The sequence below is a fragment of the Chromatocurvus halotolerans genome (assembly GCF_004340525.1).
Classification (GTDB): Bacteria; Pseudomonadota; Gammaproteobacteria; order Pseudomonadales; family Halieaceae; genus Chromatocurvus; species Chromatocurvus halotolerans.
In genome coordinates, this window is record NZ_SLWX01000011.1 from 83,451 (window position 1) to 106,035 (window position 22,585).

Annotated in this window: 11 protein-coding genes; 6 read left to right on the forward strand and 5 right to left on the reverse strand. The window is 55.0% G+C overall.

Annotated features, from left to right (window positions below; all coding sequences use genetic code 11):
• Nucleotides 1-6 precede the first annotated feature (6 nt).
• The 4 genes from aceE to EV688_RS12570 form a co-directional block, all read right to left on the reverse strand.
• The gene (gene aceE / locus EV688_RS12555) at nt 7-2,658 is read right to left on the reverse strand and encodes a pyruvate dehydrogenase (acetyl-transferring), homodimeric type (RefSeq protein WP_117318938.1); all 2,652 of its coding nucleotides are present in this window, start codon (nt 2,656-2,658) and stop codon (nt 7-9) included.
• Nucleotides 2,659-2,834: 176 nt separating this feature from the next.
• Entirely contained in the window at nt 2,835-5,714 is a 2,880-nt protein-coding gene (locus EV688_RS12560; protein WP_117318939.1) for an insulinase family protein, read from the reverse strand.
• A gap of 4 nt (nt 5,715-5,718) precedes the next feature.
• Nucleotides 5,719-6,807 (reverse strand): AI-2E family transporter, encoded by a 1,089-nt coding sequence (locus EV688_RS12565; RefSeq protein ID WP_117318940.1) that lies wholly within the window; start codon nt 6,805-6,807, stop codon nt 5,719-5,721.
• A 45-nt stretch (nt 6,808-6,852) separates the two neighbouring features.
• A complete protein-coding gene (locus EV688_RS12570; RefSeq protein ID WP_117318952.1) occupies nt 6,853-7,086 on the reverse strand; it encodes a sulfurtransferase TusA family protein in 234 nt (77 codons plus the stop codon).
• A 154-nt stretch (nt 7,087-7,240) separates the two neighbouring features.
• On the opposite strand from EV688_RS12570, the gene EV688_RS12575 reads away from it, so the two are divergent.
• Nucleotides 7,241-8,716 (forward strand): M48 family metalloprotease, encoded by a 1,476-nt coding sequence (locus EV688_RS12575; RefSeq protein WP_240624407.1) that lies wholly within the window; start codon nt 7,241-7,243, stop codon nt 8,714-8,716.
• A 46-nt stretch (nt 8,717-8,762) separates the two neighbouring features.
• Here EV688_RS12575 and nadA read toward each other — a convergent pair whose 3' ends face one another.
• The gene (nadA, locus tag EV688_RS12580) at nt 8,763-9,818 is read right to left on the reverse strand and encodes a quinolinate synthase NadA (protein WP_117318941.1); all 1,056 of its coding nucleotides are present in this window, start codon (nt 9,816-9,818) and stop codon (nt 8,763-8,765) included.
• A gap of 150 nt (nt 9,819-9,968) precedes the next feature.
• Between nadA and EV688_RS12585 the strand changes: the two genes are divergently transcribed.
• The 5 genes from EV688_RS12585 (at nt 9,969) to EV688_RS12605 (ending at nt 22,535) form a co-directional block, all read left to right on the forward strand.
• On the forward strand, nt 9,969-11,789 hold the full coding sequence (locus EV688_RS12585) for a two-component system response regulator (RefSeq protein WP_117318942.1): 1,821 nt from the start codon (nt 9,969-9,971) through the stop codon (nt 11,787-11,789).
• 6 nt (nt 11,790-11,795) lie between these two features.
• Entirely contained in the window at nt 11,796-13,787 is a 1,992-nt protein-coding gene (locus EV688_RS12590; protein WP_117318943.1) for a S8 family peptidase, read from the forward strand.
• 223 nt (nt 13,788-14,010) lie between these two features.
• Nucleotides 14,011-14,763: a hypothetical protein gene (locus tag EV688_RS17590; protein WP_207895407.1), complete on the forward strand. Its 753-nt coding sequence runs from the start codon at nt 14,011-14,013 to the stop codon at nt 14,761-14,763.
• A gap of 145 nt (nt 14,764-14,908) precedes the next feature.
• The gene (locus tag EV688_RS12600) at nt 14,909-19,372 is read left to right on the forward strand and encodes a two-component regulator propeller domain-containing protein (protein ID WP_165876892.1); all 4,464 of its coding nucleotides are present in this window, start codon (nt 14,909-14,911) and stop codon (nt 19,370-19,372) included.
• 97 nt (nt 19,373-19,469) lie between these two features.
• Nucleotides 19,470-22,535 carry a triple tyrosine motif-containing protein gene (locus tag EV688_RS12605; RefSeq protein ID WP_162884019.1) on the forward strand — a complete coding sequence of 1,022 codons (3,066 nt, stop codon included), beginning with the start codon at nt 19,470-19,472 and terminating at the stop codon, nt 22,533-22,535.
• The last annotated feature ends 50 nt before the right edge of the window (nt 22,536-22,585 follow it).

A 22,585-nucleotide genomic window follows, 5' to 3' on the forward strand; every position in this document is an offset into this window, starting at 1 on the left:
GGAGTCTCATGCCAGCATCGGATCGATCTTGTCCGGATCGATACCCAGATTGCGGCGCGCCGCTATCAGGACATCGCGCTCGATGCTGCCCTCCTCCACCAACGCGGACAGTGCGGCCAGAACGACAAATTCGCGGCTGACCTCGAAGAATCCCCGCAATTTGGCGCGGGTGTCGCTGCGCCCGAAACCGTCCGTACCCAGCACCACAAAGCGACCGGGGATAAACGCCCGCAGCTGCTCTGAGTAGGCCGCAATGTAGTCGGTTGCCATGACGCAGGGCCCCCGGGCATCGGCCAGCAGGCCCGTGACGTAGGGTACCTTCGGCTCCTCTTCCGGGTGCAGCAGGTTCCAGCGCCGCACCGAGCGACCCTCGCGGAACAGTTCGTTCACGCTGGTGACGCTCCAGATATCCGCGCTGACATCGTAGTCGCGCGACAGGATCTCGGCGGCGGCCTCCACTTCCCGCAGAATGCTGCCCGAGCCCATCAGCTGCACGGTCGGGCCCTCGCTGCGCGTCGACTGACGCAGGCTGTACATGCCACGCACAATGCCTTCCTCGACGCCCTTGGGCATCTCCGGCTGCGGGTAGTTCTCGTTCATGGTGGTAATGTAGTAGAACTTGTTCTCGCACTCCCGGAACATGCGCCGCAGGCCGTCCTGGATGATCACCGCCAGCTCGTAGGCATAGGTGGGATCGTAGCTCATGCAGTTCGGAATGGTGCTGGCGAGCAGGTGGCTCTGGCCGTCCTGGTGCTGCAGCCCCTCGCCGTTCAGTGTTGTTCGGCCGGAGGTCGCCCCGATCAGGAAGCCGCGCGCCTGGCTGTCGCCCGCCGCCCAGGCGAGGTCGCCAATGCGCTGGAAACCGAACATGGAATAGAAGATATAAAAAGGCACCATGGGATAGTTGCTGGTGCTGTAGGAGGTGGCCGCCGCCAGCCAGGCCGAGAAGGCACCGGCCTCGTTGATACCTTCCTGCAGAATCTGGCCCTTGATGTCTTCTTTATAGAACATGATCTGGCCGGCATCCTGCGGCGTGTAACGCTGCCCCACCGAGGAGTAGATCCCGAGCTGGCGGAACATGCCTTCCATCCCGAACGTGCGCGCCTCATCAGGCACAATGGGCACCACGCGCTCGCCGATGGCCTTGTCCTTGGTCAGCGTGGACAGCAGCCGCACGAAGCCCATGGTGGTGGAAGCGGCGCGCTCACCGCTGCCCTTGAGCTGGGCCTTGAAGGTCTCAAGCTCAGGCACATCCAGCGGATTGTCGGCGTGGCGTCGCGTCGGGATAAAGCCGCCCAGCGCCTCGCGCCGCTCGCGCAGGTACTTCATTTCCGGGGAATCCGGAGCCGGCCGGTAATAGGGCACACTGGCCAGCTCGGAATCGCTGATGGGGATGGCGAATCGATCGCGGAAGGCCTTGAGGCTTTCCAGGTCGAGCTTTTTCAGGGAGTGGGTCTCGTTGTTCGCCTCACCCGATTCGCCTGTGCCGTAACCCTTCACGGTGAGCGCCAGCACCACGGTTGGCCGCTCGTACTGCGAGGCTGCCTCGGCATAGGCCGCATAAACCTTGTAGGGGTCGTGACCGCCGCGGTTCAGGTACATGATGTCGTTGTCCGACAGGTCAGACACCATTTCCAGCAGTTCGGGGTATTTGCCGAAGAAGTGCTCCCGCGTGTAGGCACCGCCGTTGTACTTGTAGTTCTGCAGCTCGCCGTCACAGACCTCGTCCATGCGCTTCTGCAGCAGACCCTTTTCGTCGCGCTCCAGCAGCGGGTCCCACTTGCGACCCCACACCACCTTGAGCACGTCCCAGCCGGCGCCGCGGAACACGCCCTCGAGCTCCTGCATGATCTTGCCGTTGCCGCGCACCGGGCCGTCGAGGCGCTGCAGGTTGCAGTTGACGACAAAAATGAGGTTGCCGAGCTTTTCCCGTCCGGCCAGGGAAATGGCGCCCAGCGACTCCGGCTCGTCACACTCGCCGTCGCCCATGAAGCACCACACGTTGCGATCGCCGTGTTCCACCAGACCGCGATCGGTCTGGTACTTCATGACGCGCGCCTGGTAGATCGCCTGGATGGGCCCCAGGCCCATGGAGACGGTGGGAAACTGCCAGTAGTCCGGCATCAGCCAGGGGTGCGGGTAGGACGACAGGCCGTTGCCGTCGACTTCGCGGCGGAAGTTGTCGAGCTGCTCTTCGGTCAGCCGGCCTTCCAGGTAGGAGCGGGCATACATGCCCGGCGCGCTGTGGCCCTGATAGAAGACCAGGTCGCCGGGGTGATCGCCGTCGCTGCCGCGGAAGAAGTAGTTGCAGCCCACGTCGTACAGCGTGGCGCTTGAGGAGAAGCTGGAAATGTGACCGCCCAGCGCCTCGTCGTTGTCATTGGCGCGCATGACCATGGCAAGAGCATTCCAGCGCACCAGCGAACGGATACGGCGCTCCATGAACAGATCGCCCGGCATCTGCTTCTGCTCGGCCGGAGAGATGGTATTGCGAAACGGGGTGGTGATGGCGGCAGGCAGCCGGATACCGTCGGCAAAGGCCCGCTTCGTCAGCTCGTCCATCAGGTAGGTGGCGCGCTCTTCGCCGGCGTTCTTGACCACGGCGTCAAGCGCATCCAGCCACTCGCGGGTTTCCTGGGGATCGTTGTCTTCAATCATGAGGTCATCCGGCTCCAGCGGTGATTCGCCCCACTTATCATTCTATAGTGGAACTATTATGGGTGCGCGGCGCCAGTGCACGACCTCCGCCGCACACCGTCACCGCAAGAATCCCGACATGCTACACCAAAAAACGCATCACCGACAGATCAGTTCCTTTAAGGAACTCAAGAGGGTCACTCGATGGTATACACCGCGTGGTCGGTCTTTATCGCGTCCGCGGCGTTCAGCTCCCGGGCCGGGCCGTCGGGGGTATCGCCCTGCTCTCCCGGCGCCACCACCAGCAAAGAGCGGCGGCTCTCGAGAAAGTGCTCGCGGTAGTAATCCAGCCATGCCTCCCGCGACATCCCCTCAACCGCCTCCGCCAGGCGCTGGCGCCGGTCGAACGAGACCTGATTGCGGGCGATGGACTGCCAGTAGTACTCCGCTCGCTCCAGGAGATTCTTGTCCGGCTCCATGATGTCGTTTACCAGGGCCTGGCGATGTCGCAGAAACGCCGGCTCGTCCACTTCCTCCGGCAGCTTCTCCATAAAGGTCTGCATGGCATCGGCAACATGCGCCGACGAGTGTCCCGGCGCCTGTACCAGCATCACCAAGCCAGGAACGTCGTGCTGTGGCCAGGAGAACGCGCTGACCACGTAGCCCAGCTGCTGCTCGGTTCGCAGCTGCTGAAAGAAGCCGGAACGCATGGTCTGCGCCGTCAACGACGTTGCGGCACGGTCTTCCACCGCGTCGCCGGCGCCCTGCAGATACCAGGCGACGACGGCATCGGCGTGGGGCACATCGGTGACGAACCGTATCGATTCATCCGCCGCGAGCTTGAGCACCCGCAGCGGCGGCAGTCCCGGAGCCTCACCCTCGGGCAGCTGCCCCGCCAGCAGGTCGGACAGCTCTCCGACAGCAGACGCGGGGTAATTGCCATACAGCAGTGCTTCTGCCTTCGCGTCGCGCCAGAACGCGTCCGCATAGGCCGTGAGCCCCTTGAGGTCGAGGGCCTGGAGCTCATTGATGAGTACCGTCTCGCCATACTCGCCGTACTGCAGTGCTTCACGCAGATCATCCAGCACCTGGCTCGACGGACGCTTGGCAACCGCGTTCTCCAGCGAGCGCACCAGATCGGCGCGCACGTTGTCAAAGCGATCCTGCGTAAATGCCGGCTCCGCGATCACGCCCAGCAAGCGCTTCAGCAGCGTCAGCTGTTTGTCGTTATAGCCGCTGATACGCATGCTGATGCCCTGGGCATGCTTGTAGATCGAGAAGTTCAGCCCTGCCAGCGTCGCCGGGTAGGTAAACGTATTGACACGGTCACTGAGCAGATTCGTATATAGCACCGCGGCCGCCGTCTGCGCCGCGGACTCACCCACGGCGGGTGAGCGGAAGTTGATATAAAGGGCACCGCGCGGTACGCGGAACTCCTCCGACTGGCGGTACCAGATGCGCTGGCGCTCCGCCTCGTGTCGCACCTCCGGCAGCTCGGGATTCTCATCCGCCAGCGGCAGCAGGGCAACATCCTCGGCGATAAACGCGTTTGGATCCGGCAGATGCAGTTCGTCGGGCCGTTCGTCGGCCAGCCAGCCGGCGATGTCCTCTTCCGTCAGCGTCTTCACGCTGTAGGGAACATCGTATTTTTCAGAGCGGCGATCCGTCGGCACATCCGGCGCCGTCAGCACGATCTGCGCCTGCTCCGGCCTCAGCGCGGCGAGCGCTGCGCTGATGAGATCGGGACGATAATCCTGCATCAGGTAAGGTCCGGCGAGGACGTCCCGCGGTGCATAGTCATGCATGCCGCTGGACAGCGAGCTCACGTAGCCGATCGGTGCACCCTGCTCACGAAAGCGGAAGGACAGCTGTGCCAGCTGCGCCTGCTCCTCGAACAGCCACTGCCTGGGCCCCTCCTCGCGCAAGAGGTCGAAGTAGGCGAACAGGACCTGCAGAATGCGCTCGTACTCCTCCACACCCTTGTCCGTGAGGGACACGGATACGCTGAACAGGGAGCCGCCGCGCCAGTCCAGCCCGCCACCGGCGCCGAGCCCGTCGGCGAGGCCTTCTTTCTTGAGCAGCGCCAGCACGCTGCCCTCTCCCTCGTGGCCAATCAGGTTGCCGAGGTAGGACATGGGCTTGCTGGTGTACTCGCTCCGGTACTCGGGGAGGGTGAAATTCACCTGCAGCTGGCGTGAGACTGCCTGTGGCTGCACCGTGACCAGCATGGGGAGCTCACGCGGATCAAACAGCGGGGCGGCGATGGGTTCCGGCGTGTAATTGTGGTTGGGTACCTGCACGAAACGCTTTGTCACCATGGCTTCGAGTTCGTCCAGCGGCTCGGCGCCCATCACCACCAGGCGCATGGCGTTGGCGGAGTAGTGCTTGCGGTAGAAGGCCAGAAGATCATCGCGGATACTGGAACCTGGCCGATCTGCCAGGGTCTCGAGGCTGCCTACCGAAAACTGGCTGAAAGGGTGCCTCGGGTTCATCACCTCCTGAAGCACATCCAGGCCGCGCCGGCCGTCGCTCTTCAGGCCCATCTGGTACTCCGCCTCGACGGCGTTCTTCTCCCGGTCAACGTACACGGCGTCGAAATTCGGGGAGATAAAGAACTGGGCGAAGCGATCCAGGGCCTCGTCGAGGTGTCCGGCATCGATATCGAAGAAATAATTGGTGTGCTCAAAGCTGGTGTAGGCATTGCGCGACCCACCGTGTTCGGTGATGTAGCGCTCGTACTCCGCCGCATCGGGATACTTTTCCGTGCCCAGGAACAGCATGTGCTCCAGGAAGTGCGCCAGGCCCTCGCGACCGCGCGGGTTGTCGCCACTGCCCACCATGACATCGAGCGAGGCGGCCGCCTTGCGCGTGTCGGGATCGGACACCAGCAGAGCCTGCAGGCCGTTATCCAGCGTCACCAGGCGATAGGCGTAGTCATCGTTGGGACTCTGCACGGGGCTGGTGACCGACTCGACAGGGTCTGCGGCCAGGGAGGACGCTGCCGCAACGGCGGTGACGGCAAGGGCAAACACATAACGCAACCAGGCGCCGGGCAGGCGCACGGATGGATCAGACATCGTTTTACTCTCCGGTTGAAACGTTGACGTCGGCGGGCGCGTCGTCGAGGCGCGTCGGCCAGGCGTTGATCACGGCCTTTATCAGGGTGGCAAGGGGAATGGCAAAAAACACGCCCCACAGCCCCCAGATGCCACCGAAAAACAGTACGGCAACAATGATCGCGACAGGGTGAAGGTTAACAGCTTCTGAAAACAACAGAGGCACCAGCACATTGCCGTCGAGGATCTGTATCACCATGTAGACCGCGAGAACGTAATAAAATTCGCTGGACAGCCCCCACTGGAACAGTGCCACGGCGAGGATGGGAATAGTCACCAGCAGCGCCCCGATGTAGGGAATAATCACGGAGAGCCCTACCATCAACGCCAGCAAGGCCGCATAGGCCAGATTCAACCAGGTAAACGACACATAGGTGACGGCGCCGACGATGATGACCTCCACCACCTTTCCCCGGGCATAGTTGGCGAACTGCTGGTTCATCTCCTCCCAGATGCGCGTCAGCAGGGGCCGTCTGGACGGCAGAAAGCTGCTCACCCAGCGCATCACCTGCTGCCGGTCCTTGAGAAAGAAGAACACCATGATGGGGATCAGCACCAGGTAGATCACCACCGTAAGGAAGCCGGGAATGCCCGCCAGCGTGCGCGTGACCAGACGCTGGCCGTAGGTAGCGATCTCGACCTGAGCCGCGGCAACCACCTGGTTGATCTGCTCCTGATTGAACAGCTCGGGATACTTGCTGGGGAGAACCGCGAGCATCTGCCGCCCACCTTCCAGCATGCGCGGCAGTTCGCCGGCCAGGGCCACCAGCTGGCGCCACACCAGCGGCAACAGACCGAGCAGAACCCCGAAAAAGGCGCCGACGAATACCGCGAAAGAGAGCGTGAAGCCCAGCCACTGCGGCAGGCCGAGCCGGGTCATGAGGTTGGCCACGCCCTGCACGAGGTAGGCCAGAACGATGGCCGCAAACAGTGGCGCGAGAATGTCGCCGACGGTAGCAAGCAACACCAGGGCGACAATAAGCAGCACGAGCAGCAGGATGGACTCCTCCTCCTGCAGGTAGCGACGGTACCACTTGTTGAACACTTCAAGCATGTCTGGATAATCCCCAGGCTCGACCCGCGAGCGATGACAAAACGGCTATGACTTGCGCAGGAGCAAGGTGTAGACATCTCCGTCCTGCTCGCTGGCCAGCAAGGCGTGCCCACTTTGCTCGCTGAAAACGGCAAAGTCACGTGCAGAGCCGGCATCTGTCGACAGCACCCTGAGCACCTCGCCGGACTGCATGCCGTTGAGGGCCCGCTTCGCCTTCAGCAGCGGCATGGGGCAGCGCAGGCCCTTTGCGTCCACTTCTGTGTCGGCCGTTTCCGTCATTGCTGCGTATCCTCAGGGACTGTTTGGATTGCTGGCTGCACCGGCTCTACCCGCAGAATCGGAGGTCGCAACCGGGGATTCAAGGACAGATACAACCGCTATTTGCGTTACCATAGAATACGTCAACACACACGGACAGACCAACGAGCAAGACGTGTTTTCATTGCCATATAACAAGCTGCAGCGAAAGATCGGCCGGCCGGTAGCGACGGTTCTCCTGTGTTTTGCACTTGCCGCGCCGGCGCACACCTATCAGGAGCTGAAGCTGCCAAACCTTGGCGAAGCCAGCACCAGCCTGTTCTCTGCGGAATACGAGTACCAGCTTGGCCGGGCCTGGCTGCAGATTTTTCGTGGCCAGGTGCCCCTGGTCAATGACCCTCTGCTGTTCAGCTACCTCGAGGATCTGGTTTTCCGGCTGGTCAATCACAGCGAGCTGCAGGACCGGCGCGTCGATATCGTGGTCGTTGACAACCCCACCATCAATGCCTTCGCGGTGCCAGGTGGCGTCATCGGCATTCACAACGGGCTGCTGATGCACGCCCAGTCCGAGGACGAACTGGCAACCGTTATTGCCCACGAGATTGCCCACCTGAGCCAACGCCATTTCTCCCGGCGAGTGGAGTTTCAAAAGCAGCAACAGCCACTGACCCTCACCTCGATGCTGGCAGGCTTCGTGCTTATGGCCACGGTCGGGGGCGACGTTGGCATGGCCGCCCTGTCCGCGGCACAGGCGGCAGCCCAGGACTCCGCCCTTCGCTACAGCCGCAGCAACGAGGCAGAAGCCGACCGCATCGGCATGCAGACCCTGGTCAAGGCCGGGATGGACCCGCATGCCGCGCCGAGCATGTTTGAACGCATGCTGCAGATTTCCCGCTACTCCATTGGCAACCGCGTACCGGAGTTCCTGCGCACGCACCCGCTGTCGGAGAACCGCATTGCCGATACCCGCAATCGCGCCCGGCAATATCCCAAACGCATTCAACAGGTCGACCTTACCTACCAGCTGATGCGCGCAAGGGTGGTGAACCAGCTCTCCGACACGCCGGAACAGGCCATTGCCAGGTTCCGCACCGACCTGGAGGGTTCACCGCGCTCTCCCGAGGCCTCGCGCTATGGCCTGGTGGTGGCACTCACCAATGCCGGTCGCACCGATGAAGCCGCCCTGATGCTGGATTCCCTGTGGTCGCGGGATCGCGATCGGCTGGAGTACATCCTTGCCGACAGTGAAATCGATATTGCCCGCAATGCCCCGGAACAGGCGGCGGAAAAACTCAAACGCCACCTGCTCAACTCCCCCGGCAACCATGCGCTGGTCATGACCTATGCCAGGGCGCTGATGAGTGCCGGCGAACCCCATGTGGCGGAAGAAGTGCTTGTCGAACAGTCAAGACGCCGCGGCAATGACCCGCACCTGTGGTATCTGCTTGCGGAAGTTCAGGGCCTTGCCGGGAACATTACGGGCCTGCATCAGTCCCGTGCCGAGTATTTCATTCTCAACGGTATTCTCGATGAGGCCGAAAAACAGCTGCGCTACGCGCTGCGCACCGCGGACGACAATTACACGGTGAGCGCCAGGATCAACCAGCGGCTGCGCGACGTGGCGGATATGCGGGAACGCCTCGACTCCTGATTCCGTATACCGTACCCCCGGCGAGTCAGACGCCAGCGCCCCGAATTCAGTAGCGATTGCCCGCGGCAAAATCCAGCATCCGTCGCAGCGGGCGCATTGCTTTCTCTGCAATCACGGGGTCGACAGCGATCTCGTTATCGCTGCGCTCGAATACCGTCGCCAGGTTCTCCAGCGCGTTCATCGCCATCCAGGGGCAGTGGGCGCAGCTGCGGCAGGTCGCGCCCTTGCCACCGGTGGGGGCAATAATGAACTCTTTGTCCGGCGCCTGCTGCTGCAGTTTGTAGAAAATCCCCTGGTCCGTAGCGATGATGAACCGCGGGTTGTCCATTTCCCGCGCCGCATTGATGATCTGCGTAGTAGAACCGACGACGTCTGCCTGTTCGATAACGGCAGCGGGTGACTCGGGATGCACCAGTACCGCGGCGTCGGGGTAGACCTTCTTCATGTCCGCCAGACCGCGCGCCTTGAATTCCTCGTGTACGATGCAGGCACCTTCCCACATGACCATGTCGGCCCCGCTTTCGCGCTGCACATACGCGCCCAGATGACGATCGGGGGCCCACAGAATCTTGCGACCGCGATCCGACAGGTACTCGGCAACCTGAAGCGCAATGCTGGACGTCACCACCCAGTCGGCCCGCGCCTTCACCGCTGCCGAGGTGTTGGCGTAGACCACGACTTCCCGATCCGGATGCGCATCGCAAAACGCGGCAAACTCGTCTGCAGGGCACCCGATATCCAGCGAACAGGTGGCTTCAAGCGTCGGCATCAGGACCCGTTTCTCTGGCGTGAGTATCTTTGCTGTCTCACCCATGAAGCGAACGCCGGCCACGATCAGTGTCTGTGCCGGGTGGTCGTGGCCGAACCGCGCCATCTCCAGGGAGTCGGCAACACATCCGCCGGTCTCCTCCGCCAGCGCCTGAATTTGCGGTGAGGTGTAGTAGTGCGCCACAATCACCGCATTGTGCTGCTTCAACAGACCCGAGATACGCTCCTTGAGTGCCCGCTCCTGCTCGGGTGACAGCGCTTGCCGCTCTGCCGCATCCAGATGCCGCTGCACGTCAAGGCGAATCGTTTCCAGTTTTTCCGTTGCCAGGCTCATGGTCAATTGCCAAACACTCTTGTGGTCGGGGTGCGCGATTTTAACACAAGCCAATGCCGCCCCCAATCTGCAGTAGATTCAACGTACTAGGCACATTGGGGCAACAGTGTTAGCCTTTCGACTTCGCCAAGGTTAACCACTGCGGGTCTCATGCAAACAGCTCCAAGCGCTGCCGACCAACACCCCAAGGTGCTCGTCAGTGATGACGACATGAATGTCAGGTTGTTGACACGGCAATGCCTCGAAGCGGAAGGCATGATAGTGGTCGAGGCCGCGGACGGTCACCAGGCTCTCGAGCTCTTCATTCGCGAGCGCCCTGACCTCGTGTTCCTCGACGTGGAAATGCCCGGCATGACGGGCCTTGAGGTCTGTCGTCGAATACGCGGGATGCCGCAGGGCGCAAACCTTCCTATCATGATCGTGACCGGATCAGACGACCGCAAATCCATCGATGAAGGATTCGAGGCCGGCGCCACGCAGTACAAGACCAAGCCGGTGAACTGGTCTCTCCTTGGCCGCGACGTTCAATACATGCTGCGCGCCAGCAATGCCTTCAACAGCCTGAAGCGGCAGGAAGACCGACTGCGCTATCTCGCCTACTACGACCCCCTGACCAATCTGCCAAACCGCCGAAGCTTCAACGAACAGCTCAACCGGATACTCAAGCGTGCCCAACGTACCGAGACATCGGCGGCGCTGCTCTTCATAGACCTGGACAATTTCAAGCGCATCAATGACTCCATCGGCCATGGCCGCGGCGACCGACTGCTGGTCGAGATTGCCAAGCGTCTGTCAAACGAGCTGCGCGAAGACGATGCCATCAACTATTTTTCCGATCCTGTTGGCGGCGATATCGAGCCGTCGGATGGCAATACCGAGATTGCTCGCCTTGGCGGTGATGAATTCACGGTGGTGCTGTCCGACGTCAGAGACCTCCGTGACGTAGAGGTGGTTGCGGGACGAATCATTGCCAGCCTCTCCGAACCGATTGCCCTGCACTCGCACAATCCCGTTGTCACACCGAGTATCGGCATCGCCCTCTACCCGCAGGACGGCACCGACGCCGACAGCCTGGTGCGCAACGCTGACACCGCCATGTACGCCGCAAAAGCTGACGGACGCTCCTGCTTCCGCTTTTACAACGAGGAGATGAATGCGCGCTCGGTCGAACAGCTGAAGCTGGAAGAAGACCTGCGCGAGGCCATGAGGCAGAACCAGCTTGAGCTGCGCTACCAGCCCCAGGTAGACGCGAGAACCGGTGCGGTGGTCAGCCTGGAGGCGCTGGTGCGCTGGAAGCACCCCAGGCGTGGCATGATTTCTCCCGGCGATTTTATTCCCGTTGCCGAGCGCACCGGGCAGATTATCGAGCTGGGCGAGTGGGTAATGTCCGAGGTGGCGCGTCACTGCACCTACTGGGACACGCTCGGCCTTGATCACTTCCGGGTCTGTGTCAATATCTCCCCGCTACAGTTCAACCAACCCGAGCTCACGCGCACCATTCGCGACTTTCTGGATCGCTCCGGGCTGGATCCGCGGCGTATAGAGCTGGAACTTACCGAAAGCGCTATCATGACGGACGCCCGCGCAAATATCGAAAAACTCAAAGAGCTGGCAGCACTGGGCCTGGATCTTGCGGTAGACGACTTCGGCACCGGATACTCATCCCTGAGCTACCTGAAGCGGTTCCCGATAACCACCCTCAAGATTGACCAGAGCTTTGTCGCCGACATGTCCAGCGCGGATGGGGTTGCCATTGTTGATGCCATTATTGTGCTTGCGAAAACTCTGAACCTTCGATCGATCGCGGAAGGCATTGAAACCCAGGAGCAGTTGCGCCACCTGGTGCAGAACAAGTGCGACCTGCTTCAGGGGTACTACTTTGCCCGACCGCTATACCCTGAGGACGTGCCCGAGGCACTGCGGCGCAACTACTCCAGTGATATTACCGAAGCGTTGATGGATCTGACCTGACGACTCATGGCGCACCATCTGATTCCGCTCTGCCTGCTGCTGAGCCTGACCCTGCTGCATTCACACGGCACGACGGCTGACACCGCCGACCCCGAGACATTTCGCGTGATGCTGCAAGCTGACTCCGAAGACGCCTATCGACAGATCATTCGGGAAGTCGAAGCCGTTAATGCCGAAGTCAGTCACAGATTGCCCATCATAAATGCCGTGGGTGCGCGGGTTTCGGTCAGCCAGCTGAAAAGCATCACCGACTCACCGGCTATCGCCCGATTGATTGACGACCTCGATACCGCCTCGCCGGAACCCGAACCTCCCGAAGAGCTGAATGCGTGTGGCGCTGCCGCATCGCTGGAGCTGCGTTACCGGGAATCGGCGGCGCACTGGCAGCTCTACAACAAGGGTGATAACGACATCCAGTTGCTTGATCTGTCCGTGACAGCGCCCGACGCACTGGGTGATTTGGTAAGCATACTCTGGTCCGGCGAGCCCATGCCACTTCAGGAAAATACGTCTGCAGAGGACGTCCGTCGAAATACCCTTGTTCCTGCAGTACCGCAGCGCATCGCGCGTCAAGACAATATTGAACTCTCGCTGGTATTCGACAGCCCCGTCGATGCAGTGGCGCATCCACAGCGCGATTTCACCCTCGAAGCGCGCTTTGGGGAAGACTGCTCCGTTGAGTTGATCCCCGGCTATGCAGACAACAGCGCCGACACCTACTACCCCACCGTGACCGGCGCAGACCTGCTGCACCGACACGGGATCACGGGAGAAGGCGTTACTGTGGCCGTTCTCGATTCCGGACTGTGGGAGACCGAGCGCATTACTCGCAACACCCGGGGGAGCATGAGAGTCCTTGCCCGGTATGATGCGGTGACCGACCGTGCCGGCCAGTCCTTCGACGAAAGCGGCCATGGCACCCACATGACCAGCATCATTGCGCAAAGCGGCGAGGCAAAGACGGCCGGCGGGGGCAGCTTCCGCGGCATTGCGCCGGATGTCGGCCTGATCAGCGTAAAGGCGTTCGAAGCCAACGGTCAGGGAGACTTTCTGAACATTATCCGAGGGCTTCAGTGGGTGCTGGACAACCGGGACCAATACGATATCCGGGTTCTCAACCTGTCCTTCGCTGCCCGCCCACGCTGGCCTTACTGGCTCGACCCGATCAACCAGGCAGTAATGCGCCTGTGGCAAGCAGGCGTTGTTGTGGTTGCCGCGGCAGGCAACGAAGGCCCTGGCAGCATGACCGTCGGCTCGCCCGGTAATCTGCCCTACGTTATCACCGTCGGCAGCGTCACCGATTCCTGGACAACCGATACAGAGAACGACGACTACATACCCGATTTTTCCTCACGCGGCCCGACACCAAGCGGCCATATAAAACCCGACATTGTTGCACCGGGCGGGCACATGTCCGGATTGACGCGACCGGGATCCACGCTTCACACCGAGTTTCCAGAGTACCGGCTATCAACCGGGGACTTCGTCATGACGGGCACATCGCAATCCACCGCCGTCGTCTCCGGTCTCGTCGCCCTGCTACTACAGCTCGACGCCACGCTATCGCCAGACGACGTGAAATGTATGATTACGAGCAGCGCCAACCCCGCCATCAATGCTGATGGCAAGCTGAGTTACAGCCCATTCCAGCAGGGCTCGGGCTACGTCAACATTCACCGCGCGATCACGCTGGGCGATACCGGCTGCGGGAACGCGGGTATGGATATCGGTAAAGACATTGCTCGCGTGGATTTCTTTCATGGCCCCGCGATTCTCGAGGATATTGAAAACCCCACGCTGCCGGACCTTGAGATGATCTACGACGGCAGCGCCCCGGAAAAAGGTCTGAGCGAAAACAGACGATGGGGTGTCAAAGCCCACGTGGAACGCCTGGAAAGCAGCCGTCACGAAAAACCTACGAACTCGCTGATGCCCGACTGGAAAAGAATCTACCAGATCGAAAAATCTACCATAGAACAATTGCGCTACCGCGACTGACCAACGCCTGGCGACCGACACACCCACGTTTCAGTTCATCCTTCCGTTCGCTGGATAACTTTATACCCCAATGGGGGTATGGTCTGGTCTGTAGTCATCATCTTTGTCCATCTATCTTCTATTGCAGTTTCCCGGCACGCGGGGACGAGAAACTCAATGCGTCAGCAAACTGCTGAAGTTTGGGTGACTTCCAAATTTTCAATGACGAAGGTGGCGTGGGAATATGAATGCATCGAAGCATGGGATAGCTGCAGCAGCAATTGTTTTGGTTTTTTTGGGAACGTCGTCCGTTGCGATTTCAGGAAATACGACTGGACAAGACAAACTGCGGACAGCACTTGCGAAAGAACAGCTCTACGGTGCGCACACAGCAACAAATTATGGCTATAAGTGGGGCAAAAACACGCAGCGCACCTCTAAGGAGAGCTGGACTGCTCTTAGCAACGAAAACATTTCAAAGAATGCTTATGGCTGGGATAAAAACTTCAGGGTTTCAACAGCGACACCTTTCAACTACATGGCGACAAGTAACGCTGAATTAAACACAAGCGCGAATCACACCGGATACAAATGGGGCATTCGCTCCAACTCCGACCAGGCTGGATACAAGTGGGGGATCCGCTCTAACGCTGACCAAGCCGGATACAAGTGGGGCATTCGCTCGAACGCCGACCAAGCCGGATACAAGTGGGGGATCCGCTCCAACGCTGACCAGGCTGGATACAAGTGGGGCATTCGCTCCAACGCCGACCAAGCCGGATACAAGTGGGGCATTCGCTCCAACGCTGACCAGGCTGGATACAAGTGGGGCATTCGCTCCAACGCTGACCAGGCTGGATACAAGTGGGGCATTCGCTCCAACGCCGACCAAGCCGGATACAAGTGGGGCATTCGCTCCAACGCCGACCAAGCCGGATACAAGTGGGGCATCCGCTCTAACGCTGACCAAGCCGGATACAAGTGGGGCATTCGATAAAACAGTGCAAACTCACTCGATGCCGCTAAACATCTAAAGAGTTGCCGAGCACACCTGTTAGGGCCAGAGGACAAAAGTCCTGGCCCTAACTCAATTCCATTTTTTCCTGTTAACATGCTTCATGATTGCGTCCTCGGAGCCGTACATGAAGGCTTTTATAAAGCTTCTCCTCTTAGGCTGGTGTCTACAATTTTCAGAGATTTCTCACGGGGAAGTTGACTTTAACTTCAAACTCGCAGAGTTTTCCTCACGGTTATCTCAGAGCTCCATAACTGCAATCACCCAGTCAAAATCTGGAGAACTGTGGGTCGCTACGCAAGAAGGTCTAAATAAATATAACGGTCACGATGTAAAAACTTACCGCAGCTCCCTAAGCGACGATAGATCGTTATCTTCTGATGTAGTGACGGCCATATCGGAGACCTCTGATGGCACGCTTTGGATTGCAACCTTGAGCGGCGGCTTAAATAGATACAACCCCGCAACTGATGATTTCGAGGCCTTGTTTGGAACACGCGCATCAGCGAATGCCCCCCTTTCTGACAACATCTATACTCTATATGCAGATACATCAGGAAACTTATGGTTAGGTTACGAGGGTGCGTTTAGCAAATTCAACCCTCGAACGGGAAAGTTCATACATTTTCTAGATCAGACGATAGGCTCACCACTTGGGCTGGTAACAAGCTTCGCTGAAGTCCACGATGCAATTTTCGTATCGGCGACCGAAAGTGGAATTCTCAAATTAGACCGCTCTGACTCTATTGTTGATCGGTATTCAGACATTGAGATTTTCATATCGACAAACAGAGCGCAGATCACAAAAATAAAACCCACAGAAACCGGAGATTTGTGGGTCGCATCGATAAATGCGGGTATCGCGAATTTCGATATTTCAAACGGAAGCGTAAAGAACCGCAGCCTTTCCGACAAAATCAATAAATCTTTAGGCTCAGAAACTGTTTACGATATCTTCGTCGACGGGACAGGAAATATTTGGTTCGGAGGCAATAGCGGTCTGGTCATTTACTCTCCAGCTAGTGATGAGGTTCACCAATACGGGACAAATAACTCAGCAATACCAGCCGATAGAATCACTTCTATATATCAAAGTTCGGATCAGACTTACTGGATTGGAACTTATTATGGGCTTAGCAAGGCTCGTGAAACCTCGATAGAAAAACACACCCCAGAAAATTCGTCTCTATCAAACGCATCGGTCAATGCTTTTGCTTTCACTGATGATGGCACAACTTGGGTCGGCACAGATGATGGCTTGAATCGCAGAGAGAAAGGCAGCAGAAAATTTAGCTGGATAAATACATTTACTACACCTCGGCTCACCGACGATGCGGTCATGTCTTTGCTCGCCACGAAAGAATCACTATGGATTGGTACTTTCTCCGGCGGGGCTAATAGACTCGATCTAGAAACCATGGAGATCGAAGTTTTTAAATTTGATCCCTCAGATCCGAGTTCTATTGGGGCTAACGGTGTCACATCATTTTTAATCACAAAAGAAGGCGAGCTAATAATTGGCACTTATGAGGGTGGGCTAAGTATTTTAGAGAAAGGCTCAAGCCGATTTAAAAGATTTAACACGCGAAGCGACCAGGATTCACCTTTAAGCAACGACAATGTTCTGGCGCTATATCAAGACTCACTCGGATACATTTGGATAGGAACTGAGAACGGATTGAATTATTTCGATCCAAAAAAAGAGGTTTTTGAGCATTTTTACAACGAAAGAGGCAAGAAAAACACATTATCTAGCAACATGATTTGGTCCTTTCACGAAGATAAAGAAGGAACCTTATGGATCGGGACCAATGGTGGTGGACTAAATCAATGGAGATTAGAGGATCGCCGAGCATTGAGGCCAGAGTTCACACATTTCTCAGAGAACACAACTCTGCCCAGTAACAGCATTTTCGGGATTGAGGGTGGAACCAACCATGATCTTTGGCTGAGTCATAATCGAGGAGTCACAAAGATTTCAACTGATGGCACACGTATCCAGAACTTTCGGGAAATCGATGGACTACAGGACACAGAGTTTAATATGGGCGCGTCAGCAACATCGCCTACTGGTGAAATTTTTTTTGGAGGACACCTAGGGTTCAATATTATCGATCCTTCTAAATTTGGTCAGGAAAGCACTCCTCCAATTGTGGGGATTTCCGAGATTACGGTAATGAATAACCGCATAAATCTGCCACACCCAGCAAACCAATTAACTGAACTCAAATTAAATCATGAAGATAAAATGTTCAGCGTTGAATTTTTCGCAGCTGAGTATGCGTCACCTGAAAACCTACAGTATGCATACAAACTCTCAGGAATATCTCCTGATTGGGTTATATCAAAGGATGCAAGGAAAGCGTCTTTCACCACTCTTCCTGCGGGAGAGTATAAGTTGAAGCTGGCGGCCGCAAATTCAGCTGGGTTGTGGAATTGGGACGCGCGTGAACTCAAGATAATTGTTTCTCCGCCTTTCTGGCTCAGCACTACCGCGTATTGGATATATTTAGTATCAGCATTGTTATTTATAATCTACGCTTTGCGCTGGGTAAGACAAAGGGAACAGAGAGCAGAAAAAAACAGGCAAGAACTTGAAGCTAAAGTAAGGGAGAGAACGCGTGAACTTGAGATCGCAAAAAAAATAGCCGAATCGGCGAACGAAGCAAAATCTCAATTTCTCGCCACAGTAAGTCACGAAATCAGGACGCCAATGCATGGAATCATCGGCATGTCTGACTTGCTTCTGACAACCAACCTCTCTCCAGCACAGCGTCGATTCGCATCAACGGTAAGAACAAGTGGTCTATCGCTATTAAAGCTGATTAATAATATTTTAGATTTATCTAAGCTGGAAGCCTCAAAGATAGAGGTCGAAAGCGTCGGGTTAGACATAAACAGGATAGTTGATGAAGTTTGCTATCTACAATCAGAGCCAGCTTCAAAAAAAGGTCTAAGGCTGATAAACATCCTTGACCCAAGTATCAAATGGGCCGTGATGGGGGACCCGACAAAGCTTAGCCATATACTAACAAACTTACTTGGCAATGCGATCAAGTTCACCGAGGACGGCAAAATAACTGTAAGAGTATCAGTCAAAAACCACCGAAGTGAAAATGGCTCTGACAATCCTACTATTGAGATTTCGGTTAAGGACGAAGGCATTGGCATCAAGCCTGAATCCCGCGAGAGAATATTTGATTCCTTTACCCAAGCCGATCCGAGCACAACACGTAAATTTGGTGGTACCGGACTGGGACTGACCATATGTAAACAGTATGTAGATTTAATGGGAGGCGAGTTGCAACTTTTTTCAGAAGTGGGGGTTGGAACAAGTGTCGTTGCTCGAATCCCTACAACCTATGGGCACGAACTATCAAACACATATCAAGCGAATTCCTTAAAAATATTTTTAGTTCCGAATTCTGACATCGACGTATCAGAAATGATTATTAGCCACTTGAGAGTAATAGGCATACCGGAATCAAATATAAAAATTGTTGACGAATCTAAGGTTCGAACAGAATGTGGAGAAAACTCAATCGCCTTCATAAGGCTCGACTTAAACTCAATCTCTGGCGGCGAATTTATTGAAGAAAAAACACCTCAAGGGAAAATATTTTTTAGCTTTTCCTCACTTGATTTGGCCAGAATCTCTGAGATAGCTCATCCACTACTTAGTTTGCCTATATCTCCAAATAATTTAATAGAATGCATTCAGTTGGCGGAGCACGACGAAAAACTCTCGGAAGCAAACAGAGGGAGCACAAGCGACATTACACCAACAAGAACGATCAAAGTTTTGGTTGCCGAGGATATTGAGGTAAATCAACTGATCATAGGAGAGATGCTTGTCGCTCTTCATTACACTTTCGATATGGCCAAGAACGGGGAAGAAGCCGTAAAAATGTATAGGACTGGCAACTACGGACTTATTTTCATGGATTGCCAAATGCCAATTAAGGATGGTCATCAAGCAACTATTGAAATAAGAAGTTTTGAAGAGTTTGCCAATAAGCCCAGAGTGCCCATTATTGCTCTAACAGCTGGAAGCTCTGACTCAGAACGCATCAATTGTCTTGAAAGCGGGATGGATAATGTTCTCGAGAAGCCGTTTACCAGATCAGAAATCGAACAAACTATTTCAACCTACCTTTCTCAAACCACTCTTTCCCTTGCGAAAAACTCCCGACAATCTGAAGATGAGATACTGCCCAATACACAAGATATTCTAGATAAGTCAGTTATTGACGGATTATTCGAAATCCAAGCGCAAACTGGCAATGATATCGTTATCAAGGTTTTTGATGGATACAAAACGCAAATGACGGACGCCATCAATGAACTCAAAGTACTTTCGCATGAAGGTGGTGCTCAGGGCGCGAAATCTTTGGCACACGGAATCAAGTCCATGAGCGCGAATGTAGGCGCGGCAATGGTCAGAGAAGATGCAGCCAGGCTGGAAGAGGTTCTGAACAGCGGCAACTTGGACAACTTTATCATCGTTTGCGATTCTCTTGAAAAAAACTACCAGCTTTTCGTCAGCACATTTGAGCGTAACTTTTTCGATAGAGAAGTAGGCGGGATTTGAATAGAAACCAAATTACCATTACCAAAACATGACTCTCTTTCGCTTCCCATGGGCTATCTTAGGTTTCTTGGTACATGGTTGCGGATATGCCGCGGAAATGGCATCTGTAGATTCAGTTCGAGAATCTTTAAGGCCTCGGAAATTCATATCATTCACTCCGGACCCATTAAGAATTCTTAATGGAAATACCATAACTAACGTCTTGGTCAGAGCAGATAAAGACTTTTGGATATCTTCTTCTGATGAGGTTTTTCAATTCGACGGTAATGACGTCAATACGTTTCCCGTCATCGGCCTACCTGAACCAAAGTATCCAGAAAGCCAATTTGAAGCAATAATCGAAAACTCCAATTCTGAGTTATTTCTAATTTCCTTTACTGGCATCATTTATAAATATTCAAAGAAGGAAAAAGCCTTCACTCGCATCACTCCCAGATCGCCAGTCAACAAGGATGGCATTGAAGTAATGTCATCATACATAGACGACGAGGATATGATTTGGATTGGCTACAGCGACGGGTCAATTTCAAGATTTGACACCCGATTAAAAACATTGAGCAAAATGGATATAAAATTGAGCGCGCCCATAATCTCCATTTTGGGTGGCCACAGAGGCGTCCACTTCGTAGATGATTCCGGCAGCATCATAATCTCCCCTAAACCAATAGATGGCCGGGGGTTGAATTATTTTACCTGTGGCAAAGCTCTTTCTCCGTTTAGCGCGGGATTTATTGGTCGTGCCGGTGAGATTTTCCTAGGTACTAAAGGTGACGGAGTTTGGAAGGCTGAGTTGGCTAATGAAAAATGCACGTTGGAGAAAGCGTTCGCCAAGAAGGACGAAAAAATAGGGACAGCGACAATTCATGATATATCTTCAGCTTGGAATCACAGAGATGATCTCATGCTTATTTCTTCTGATTCGGGACTATTCATAACCAACAAGGACGAAGTTTTAGCAATTTTTGACAGAAGTAATTCTAATATTGGCACAAACGAAATACTTACAGCACGAGGTGTCGGAGACGCAGGCATCTTAGCCGGCACGTACACTGGCTTGAAAGTGTTGAAAAAAACAAACGTCGAGGTGATAACAGACTTTGCAGGCAACAATAGTCCTTCGGTAGTCGCTACGACGACGTCGCCGCAGTTAGGAACATATATTGCTGACTACAGCCATGTTTACAAATTATCTCAAGGCACAAGGGAAGTTTCTATTCAAGAGGTAATTCTCTCGACTCGTTCAGCACGCGGAATCATGTCACTTGAAGCCAATCACGAAAACCTATGGATTGGTTTTAGAAATGGTCATTTATTGAGGTACACACCTTCAAGCGGCGAAGTGGCAACCTATTCTACTGACTTTAAAAAAAGACGCATGCCACCAATTAGCGCTATTTATGCTGCCAAGGATGGCGTGATTTACATTGGCACTTTTGGAGGCGGTGTCTATAGCCTGAGTAATAATCTGATAAAACCACTCTCATCCGAAAATACACTATCGAAAGACAAGATACTGCAAATCACCCGGTTCAGAGGCATAGGTATAGTCGCATTTACTGAAAGAGGGACTCAACTTATCGATATCGATGGTGAAGAAGAAACTGTCTCTCGAAAAAGATTGTCGATGTTAAGTGATTTACCGATTTGGTCTTCGGATGAGAGCCAAACATCGCGATGGTTAGTGACACCGAAACACGGTGTTTACCTGCAAACGCGTAATGAGCTTGGCGAATTCAGTTCACCAGCGCAAGTCGTACCTGAAGAACTATTAAAGCGGCTCGTCATTTACGCTGCTCTCGTGGATCGCGACGATATTGCTTACATATCATCTAATCGAGGCATCTTCAAAAGATTGAGAGACGGGACTTTCCATAAGGTTCTTAAAGGATCAATTTCCAACTCGGTTACATTTGATTTCGGAGCAAGCGGAGTCGATGAAAAAGATAATATTCTCTTTGGTGGTACAGGAGGTTTAGTGCGAATTGGCTACCAAGAAGGCTCAAGGGGTCCTGATAATCAAGCCTTAAGGTACACGAAGACGCTTGTTAACGGAGTAGCACGTCAAATCGCAGATTCTGATTTCGAAGGTCTTCACCTCATCATTGAATATCCCGTTAAAGTGTTATCGTTTCATTACTCTATGATTGATTTCACGGCAACCGATGACTTCAAATACCGCTACAAACTATCCCCGTTTGACCCAGATTACATAGATGGCGGAAATGACGGATCGGCAACATACACAAACATTCCACCTGGTGACTATGTTTTCCACGTGCAGGGGGCGAATTCAGCGGGGGTGTGGAATACCGATGGAATAGCCATGAGCGTGAGGGTTCTGCCACCTCTCTGGCGCACATGGTGGGCTTACTGCATTTATGCGATGAGTCTGGCGGCCGCTATACTTCTGGTCAAGAAATGGTACGACACGAACGTCCTGAGGATACAGGCAGACGAAATTGCGAGAGAAAGAACGATTGCAGCGGACTCGGCACTTGACGAGATGCAAGAGCAATTGGAGGCGCAGGATTCGCTCGTACGTAATATCAGGGAAAGAAACATCGCCACATTTGATACCGTGGCCAAGATTATTCAGCACCGTTCCGACTATGTCCCAGATGAGTTGTCTGCGGAAATCATGCGCGGCTCTTGCACGCATGTTCATGCCCTCGCGCTTCTTGAGCGTTCCCTCAAATATTATAACGATAGCCTTTTCGCAGACCTTCACGCATTTACGGCGGACTGCTTATCCGACTTGTCGGTAGCGCATGAGCACTCAGGCAGCGTAACCACGATCAATGAGGTGACTTCCGAGTTGATATCTGCAGAAAACGCAACGCTCATAGGCATCTTGATCCACGAATTGCTCAGTAACGCCTTTCAACACGCATTTCCTGAGAACTCCCATGCACGGTATCTTCGTGTTGTCATGTCTTATGAAGATGCGTCCGCCGACGGCTCCGTGAAGGTCCGCCTGAAGGTGCAGGATAGCGGATCAGGCATTCCAGAAGGAATTATCAGCGAGCTGCCTGGACTCAGTCTGGTACGGCAGGTCGTCGATCACTACCGTGGCGTCATGGAAGTCGCCTCTTCGAATGGCACTGTAATAACAATCACCTGCGTATTCCGGACCAACGTGACCACTCATTCCGTTTCATCGTGACCGCCTGTTCCGGGTGATCGTGACCGCCCATTCCGTTTTATCGTGACCGA